Source organism: Bradyrhizobium sp. (assembly GCF_049581145.1).
GTDB lineage: Bacteria > Pseudomonadota > Alphaproteobacteria > Rhizobiales > Xanthobacteraceae > Bradyrhizobium.
Genome location: NZ_JBAURI010000522.1, coordinates 1 through 5,755 on the forward strand (window position 1 = coordinate 1; position 5,755 = coordinate 5,755).

The 5,755-nt window shown below is 63.7% G+C and carries 5 protein-coding genes and 1 pseudogene; 4 read left to right on the forward strand and 2 right to left on the reverse strand.

Annotated features, from left to right (window positions below; all coding sequences use genetic code 11):
- Window positions 1-684: pseudogene (locus WCB02_RS17040) on the reverse strand (hypothetical protein); the annotation flags it as partial.
- A gap of 560 nt (window positions 685-1,244) precedes the next feature.
- Window positions 1,245-2,219, reverse strand: coding sequence for an NADPH:quinone oxidoreductase family protein (locus tag WCB02_RS17045; protein WP_423959738.1), 975 nt, complete (start codon window positions 2,217-2,219; stop codon window positions 1,245-1,247).
- 114 nt (window positions 2,220-2,333) lie between these two features.
- On the opposite strand from WCB02_RS17045, the gene WCB02_RS17050 reads away from it, so the two are divergent.
- The 4 genes from WCB02_RS17050 to WCB02_RS17065 all read left to right on the forward strand — a co-directional run.
- Window positions 2,334-3,173 (forward strand): SDR family oxidoreductase, encoded by an 840-nt coding sequence (locus WCB02_RS17050; RefSeq protein ID WP_423959739.1) that lies wholly within the window; start codon window positions 2,334-2,336, stop codon window positions 3,171-3,173.
- Window positions 3,174-3,320: 147 nt separating this feature from the next.
- On the forward strand, window positions 3,321-3,920 hold the full coding sequence (locus tag WCB02_RS17055; protein WP_423959743.1) for an invasion associated locus B family protein: 600 nt from the start codon (window positions 3,321-3,323) through the stop codon (window positions 3,918-3,920).
- A gap of 84 nt (window positions 3,921-4,004) precedes the next feature.
- On the forward strand, window positions 4,005-5,222 hold the full coding sequence (gene rlmN, locus WCB02_RS17060) for a 23S rRNA (adenine(2503)-C(2))-methyltransferase RlmN (RefSeq protein ID WP_423959746.1): 1,218 nt from the start codon (window positions 4,005-4,007) through the stop codon (window positions 5,220-5,222).
- Window positions 5,223-5,308: 86 nt separating this feature from the next.
- Window positions 5,309-5,755: hypothetical protein (locus WCB02_RS17065; protein ID WP_423959741.1), on the forward strand; the 447-nt coding region annotated here is incomplete at its 3' end.

Consider the following 5,755-nt stretch of genomic DNA (forward strand, 5'->3'; position numbering starts at 1 on the left):
GGCGGGAGGCTGGCTCTGCAGCGCGTTCTGGAACGCCGAGGTGATGTCATTACGCGACGGAGCCGCCGCGAGCGTCGGGGTGTCGCCGCTGCTGTCCCCAGGTGGGCTTACAGCAGCAGACGATGCCGACGCTCGGGTCGGATCCTTCAGCTGCATGTCTTGCGCCGACAGTTGTGAGGAGGGTTCCGTCTCCGCGATCGCAGGCGGCACCGCCGAGCTGGATGTGATCGTGGTCTTGGCGCTCTCGACGAAGTTGCGCGCGGCATCCGATGAGAACAACGCAAACAGGATTGCGACCCCCGTGGCTGCCAGAACCGCCATCAGGATCCGGAACGAGACCTTGGCGCGCCGATAGCTCCGCAGCGGATGGGCAAGACCGTGCGCGAACGAACCCTCTTCTTCGTAGGCTTCGTCCGGGTACTGCTCCTCTCGATACGGCTCCTCCGCATAGGGCTCCTCGGCGTGGCCTGCATCAGCATAATGTTGATTGGCGTAGCGCGGGTCGGCCAATGCGGGCGGCTCGTCGGAATCGGAGAGAAACAGGGGAACCGAATCGGTCGGGATACGCTCGGTTCGCGCGGTCCGCCCGAACGTGTACGGCCGGGCCCGTTCGCGGCCCGTACTGTCGCCGAACTTCTCATCATGAGGATCGCGGGATCCAAATCGTCGCTTTTGTTCTGCCATGGTGATGTTCCCCACTCACTGTGACGCAACAAATCGGGGCATGACAGCAGTTGCCCGCTCTTCGCGCTCTGTGCGGAAAGGCCCCCTTAACCTTCCCTGAACTCAGGGGTTGAATGAGACTAAAACGCGGCTTTAGCGGGAGTGAATTGGGGCAAATTTTGATTTCTTTGCGGCGAAGCGACAAAGCCAAGTGCAGAATCGCGCTCGATTTTCAATGGAACCGAACGATTGCAATGAATTGCGCGACCCGTCGCGCGCGCTTGCCAGCCGATATGGTTAATCGCGATTCGCCGAACATGGTAAATGCAACTATGGTCGATGGAGATGTGCGCGCGACCCGCGCGACCTGATTCCGCGGACGAGCGCACGCGGGATATCGGCCATATCTTCGTCCCCGCGCGTTCCGACGCGGCCACCGCGTGAACGCGATGCCCTGAGATCACTCCATCTCGCGAACAGGGGCGATCGGCGACGTCAGTCTCAAGCGCGCGTGCGACGCGCGCTTGCTCTGTTACGGATATGCTTGCTCTGTTACGGGTATAATGTCACGGGGCGCGTCATCACGGATGCAGGATGACCTTGCCCATCGCCTGACGGCCGGCCAAAACCTTCAACGCGTCGGCGGTCTGCGCGAGCGGGAAAGTGCGGTCGACATGCGACGTGATCTTGCCCTCGGCGGTCCATGCTACGAGCTTCTCCAGGTTGGCGCGGTTCTTCTCCGGATTGAGCCGCGCCCAGTGGCCCCAGAACACGCCGCGGATGTCGCAGCCTTTGAGCAGTGCGAGATTGAGCGGCATTTTCGGAATGTCGCCGGCGGCAAAGCCGATCACGAGGAAGCGGCCTTGCCACGCGATCGAACGCAGCGCCGCTTCGGCATAGCTGCCGCCGACGGGATCGAAGATGATATCGCAGCCCTTGCCCCCGGTGAGCCGCCTCAACCCCTCCTTGAGGTCTTCCGTGGCGTAGTTCAGCCCAAGCTCCGCGCCATGGGCCTTGGCGAATTCGAGCTTCGCATCCGATGAGGCGCAGGCGATCACCTTGAGTCCCATCAGCTTGCCGAGCTCGCAGGCCGCGAGGCCGGTGCCGCCGGCGGCGCCCAGCACCGCCAGGGTCTCGCCTCGCATCGGACTGGCGCGATCTTCCAGCGCATGCAGCGCGGTGCCGTAGATGATGATGATCCCGGCGGCGCGGTCATAGTCGAGATTGTCGGGAATCTTCACGATCGCGTTGGCCGGCAAGGCGATCTTCTCCCGCGCGCCGTTGTGGCCGCAGGAGGCGACTACGCGGTCGCCGACCTTGAGGTCGGTGACATCAGAGCCGACGCTCTCGATGATTCCGGCGACTTCGGCGGCCGGAGAGAACGGGAACGGCGGCTTGATCTGGTATTTGCCCTGGATCATCAGGATGTCGAAGAAATTCAGCGCGGCCGCCTTGATGGCGATCACCGCTTGTCCCGGCTCGGCCACGGGATCCGGCACGTCGGCGAGCACGAGATCGTCGGGCTGGCAATATTGCGAGCAGAGAATGGCTTTCATGGATACACCTGATTTTTGATTTTTGGGCGCAATAGGCTGTCGAGGGCTGCTGGATTCATGCCGGATTTGCAGCCGGGCGACAATACCGGAAGCCGGACACGGAGGAAGCAAACGATGTTTGAACAAGGCCTGCTCAAGGGCAAGCGAATCCTGGTGACGGGCGGCGGCTCCGGGCTCGGGGCGGCGATGGCCGACCGCTTTCTCGAGCTCGGCGCCGATCTGGTGATCTGCGGCCGCAGGCTCGAGGTGCTGGAGGCGACCGCAGCTGCGATGCGCGCGAGCCGCGGCGGCAACGTCACGGCGATCCGCTGCGATCTTCGCGACGGCGCCAATGTCGAGGCCATGATGGATACAATCTGGGGCGCGGCGCCGCTCGATGTGCTGGTCAACAATGCGGCTGCGACCTTCATCGCGCAAAGCGAGCATTTGTCGTTCGGTGCAGCCGATGCTATTCTGGCGCCGACACTGCATGGAACTCTCTACTGCACCCTGGCGGCGGGCCGGTGCTGGATCGAGAGTGGGCGTCGCGGCGTGGTGCTGAGCATCCTGTCGACCTCCACGATCACCGGCCGCGCCTTCACCGTGCCGTCGGCGATGGCGAAGTCGGCGGTGCTCGCGATGACCAAGAGTCTCGCCGTCGAATGGGGACCGAAGGGGATCCGCACCGTCGCGATCGCGCCCGGCGCGTTTCCAACGCCGGGCGCGACCGATCAGCTTCGGCCGACGGGTCGCGATCAGGGCTGGGCATTGCGAAATCCGCTCGGCCGCGTCGGCGAGCATCGTGAGCTGGCCGATCTCGCGAGCTTTCTGATTTCGGATTCGGCAGCTTACATCAACGGTGAGATGGTGGTGCAGGATGGTGGCGCGCATCTGCGCAGTTCCGGAGCTGAGGATCTCCTGGAGTGGACTGATGCGCAGTGGCAACAGCAGCGGGCGGCGCGATCGAAACGGTAAATTTTGCGATATATACGATGAATTCCCAACTGCCTTTCCAAGTCCCTGTTTCCCGGCTAAGCCTCGCCGCATGTGGCTGCACGGTGGCGGGCCATTTTCCAGTCACAATAATGGGCGAATCAAGGCTTGGGGGAATCACGTCTCATCATGGTGTTTCGGCGGATACTGACAGCGCTGGCGTCAGGCGTGCTGGTGTGCGGGGCATTGAGCCCCGTGCTGGCGCAGAGTGCTGCGCCCAAAGCGACGAAATCGGCGCCCAGGCCGGAGCAGAGGCCGTCCGTGCCAGGTGGCGGCAGCGCCGAGCCGACCCTGATGGGCCAGTTCGGCACCTGGGGCGCGTATTCGGCGGCGCCGAATGGCAAGCGGGTGTGCTTCGCGCTGGCAAAGCCGACAACCTCGAAGACCAATCCGCCGAACCGTCCGCGCGATCCTGCCTATGCGTTCATATCGACCCGCCCCGCTGAGAAGGTCGTCAACGAAGTCTCGGTCATGATCGGTTACGCCTTGAAGCCCGGTTCGGAATCGACCATCGAAGTCGGCGGCGCGAGCTACGCCATGTACACCCAGGGTGACGGCCTGTGGATCAAGAACGCCGCCGAGGAGGAGCGCATGGTCGAGGCCATGCGCCATGCCAGCGAAATCGTCGTCAAGGGCGTCTCGGCCAAGGGCACCGAGACGACCGATACGTTTTCACTGAAGGGGCTCGCCCAGGCGCTCGACAAGATCGCGCAGGATTGCAAGCGCTAACGCTCGGAAAATGCCGCAACGGATGCGTTTGGCGTCTTTCCAGCGCGTGCTCGAAGGCCTATCTGGTATGCCATGACCGACACCATGATCCATCGGGCCGGGGTTGTTCCGCAGCCCGCTACCGCGCCGTTGGAAAAAGTCCCGCTCGAAAGCTATCTGCCGCCGGCCAGGCCGTCGCTGATCGGGCTTTCGCGCGCCGAGCTCGCCGAGCAACTGGCGATGGTCGGCGTGGCGCCGGCGCAGCGCAAGATGCGGGCGCAGCAATTGTGGCACTGGATCTATTTCCGCGGCGCCAGGACCTTCGATGAAATGAGCTCGATCTCCAAGGAGACGCGCGCGCAGCTCAAGGATCATTTCACCGTCGATCGCCCCGAAGTGGTCGCCGAGCAGATCTCCAGCGACGGCACCCGAAAATGGCTGCTGCGGCTGCCGAGCGGCGATCACCTCGAGCAGGCGCACGAGGTCGAATGCGTCTATATCCCCGAGACGGATCGCGGCACGCTGTGCGTATCCTCGCAGGTCGGCTGCACGCTGAATTGCTCGTTCTGCCATACCGGCACGCAGCGCCTGGTGCGCAATCTGACCGCAGGCGAGATCGCAGGCCAGGTGATGGTGGCGCGCGATCGCCTCAACGACTGGGCCGACCGCGACACGCCTGGCGGCGGTCGGCTGGTCACCAATGTCGTGATGATGGGGATGGGCGAGCCGCTGTACAATTTCGAGGCGGTGCGCGACGCGCTCTTGATCGTCGCCGACAATGAAGGCATCGGCATCTCGCGCCGGCGCATCACGCTGTCGACCTCGGGCGTGGTGCCGAACATCATCCGGACCGGCGAGGAAATCGGCGTCATGCTGGCGATTTCGCTGCACGCGGTGCGCGACGAATTGCGCAATGAACTGGTGCCATTGAACCGGAAATATCCGATTGCCGAATTGCTGCAGGCCTGTCGCGACTATCCGGCCGCATCGAATGCGCGGCGCATCACCTTCGAATATGTGATGCTGAAGGGGGTCAACGACTCGCTCGACGACGCAAAACTGCTTGTCAGGCTTCTCAAGGGGATTCCGGCAAAGATCAACCTGATCCCGTTCAATCCGTGGCCGGGCACGCGCTACGAGTGCTCGGACTGGAACCAGATCGAGAAATTCTCCGAATACATCTTCAACGCCGGCTACTCCTCGCCGGTGCGCACGCCGCGCGGCCGCGACATCCTTGCCGCCTGCGGCCAGCTGAAGTCGGAGACCGAGAAATTGTCGGCGCGCGAGCGGCAGGCGCTGCGCGCGATGGCGATGACCGACTAGATGAAAGCATCGCACCCAGTCGTCATGGCGGAGCCCGAGCGGGCATGACGGAGCGATCGATCGACACCTCGGTGATGGATTAGCCCATGGCCCTGATCGGCCGCCTGTTTGTCATCTTCTTCGCCTTTCTCGCGGCCTGCATGGTGGCGGGAATGGTCGTGGTCGGCGCGGTGCTGTTTCCGGAACTCAGCGGTCTCGGCTCCCGGCCCGTCGATCAGGGCGGGCTCGATATCGTGCTGGGCTTCGGCTTCATCTTCGTCTCCGGCTTCGCGCTGATCCCGGCCATGATCGTGGTGGCCATCACCGAGGCCTTCTACATCCGCGGCGCGCTGACCTACGCCGTCGGCGGCGGCTTGGTCGGGCTTGCCTGCTATCTCGGTCTCGTTCCGTTCGACCCCGATACGATGCGCTTCGAGGGCATCGTGCGACGGCATCTCGAAATCATGACCGGCGCCGGGATTCTCGCGGGCCTGGTCTACTGGATGATCGCCGGTCGCAACGCCGGCGCCTGGCGCGAGCCGCCGCGCCGGCTC

Bases quoted from the DNA above. Each gene is read 5' to 3' on its own strand.
- WCB02_RS17055 (WP_423959743.1), top strand. From the start codon at position 3,321: ATGGTGTTTCGGCGGATACTGACAGCGCTGGCGTCAGGCGTGCTGGTG.
- WCB02_RS17045 (WP_423959738.1), bottom strand. From the start codon at position 2,219: ATGAAAGCCATTCTCTGCTCGCAATATTGCCAGCCCGACGATCTCGTG.
- WCB02_RS17050 (WP_423959739.1), top strand. From the start codon at position 2,334: ATGTTTGAACAAGGCCTGCTCAAGGGCAAGCGAATCCTGGTGACGGGC.
- rlmN (WP_423959746.1), top strand. From the start codon at position 4,005: ATGATCCATCGGGCCGGGGTTGTTCCGCAGCCCGCTACCGCGCCGTTG.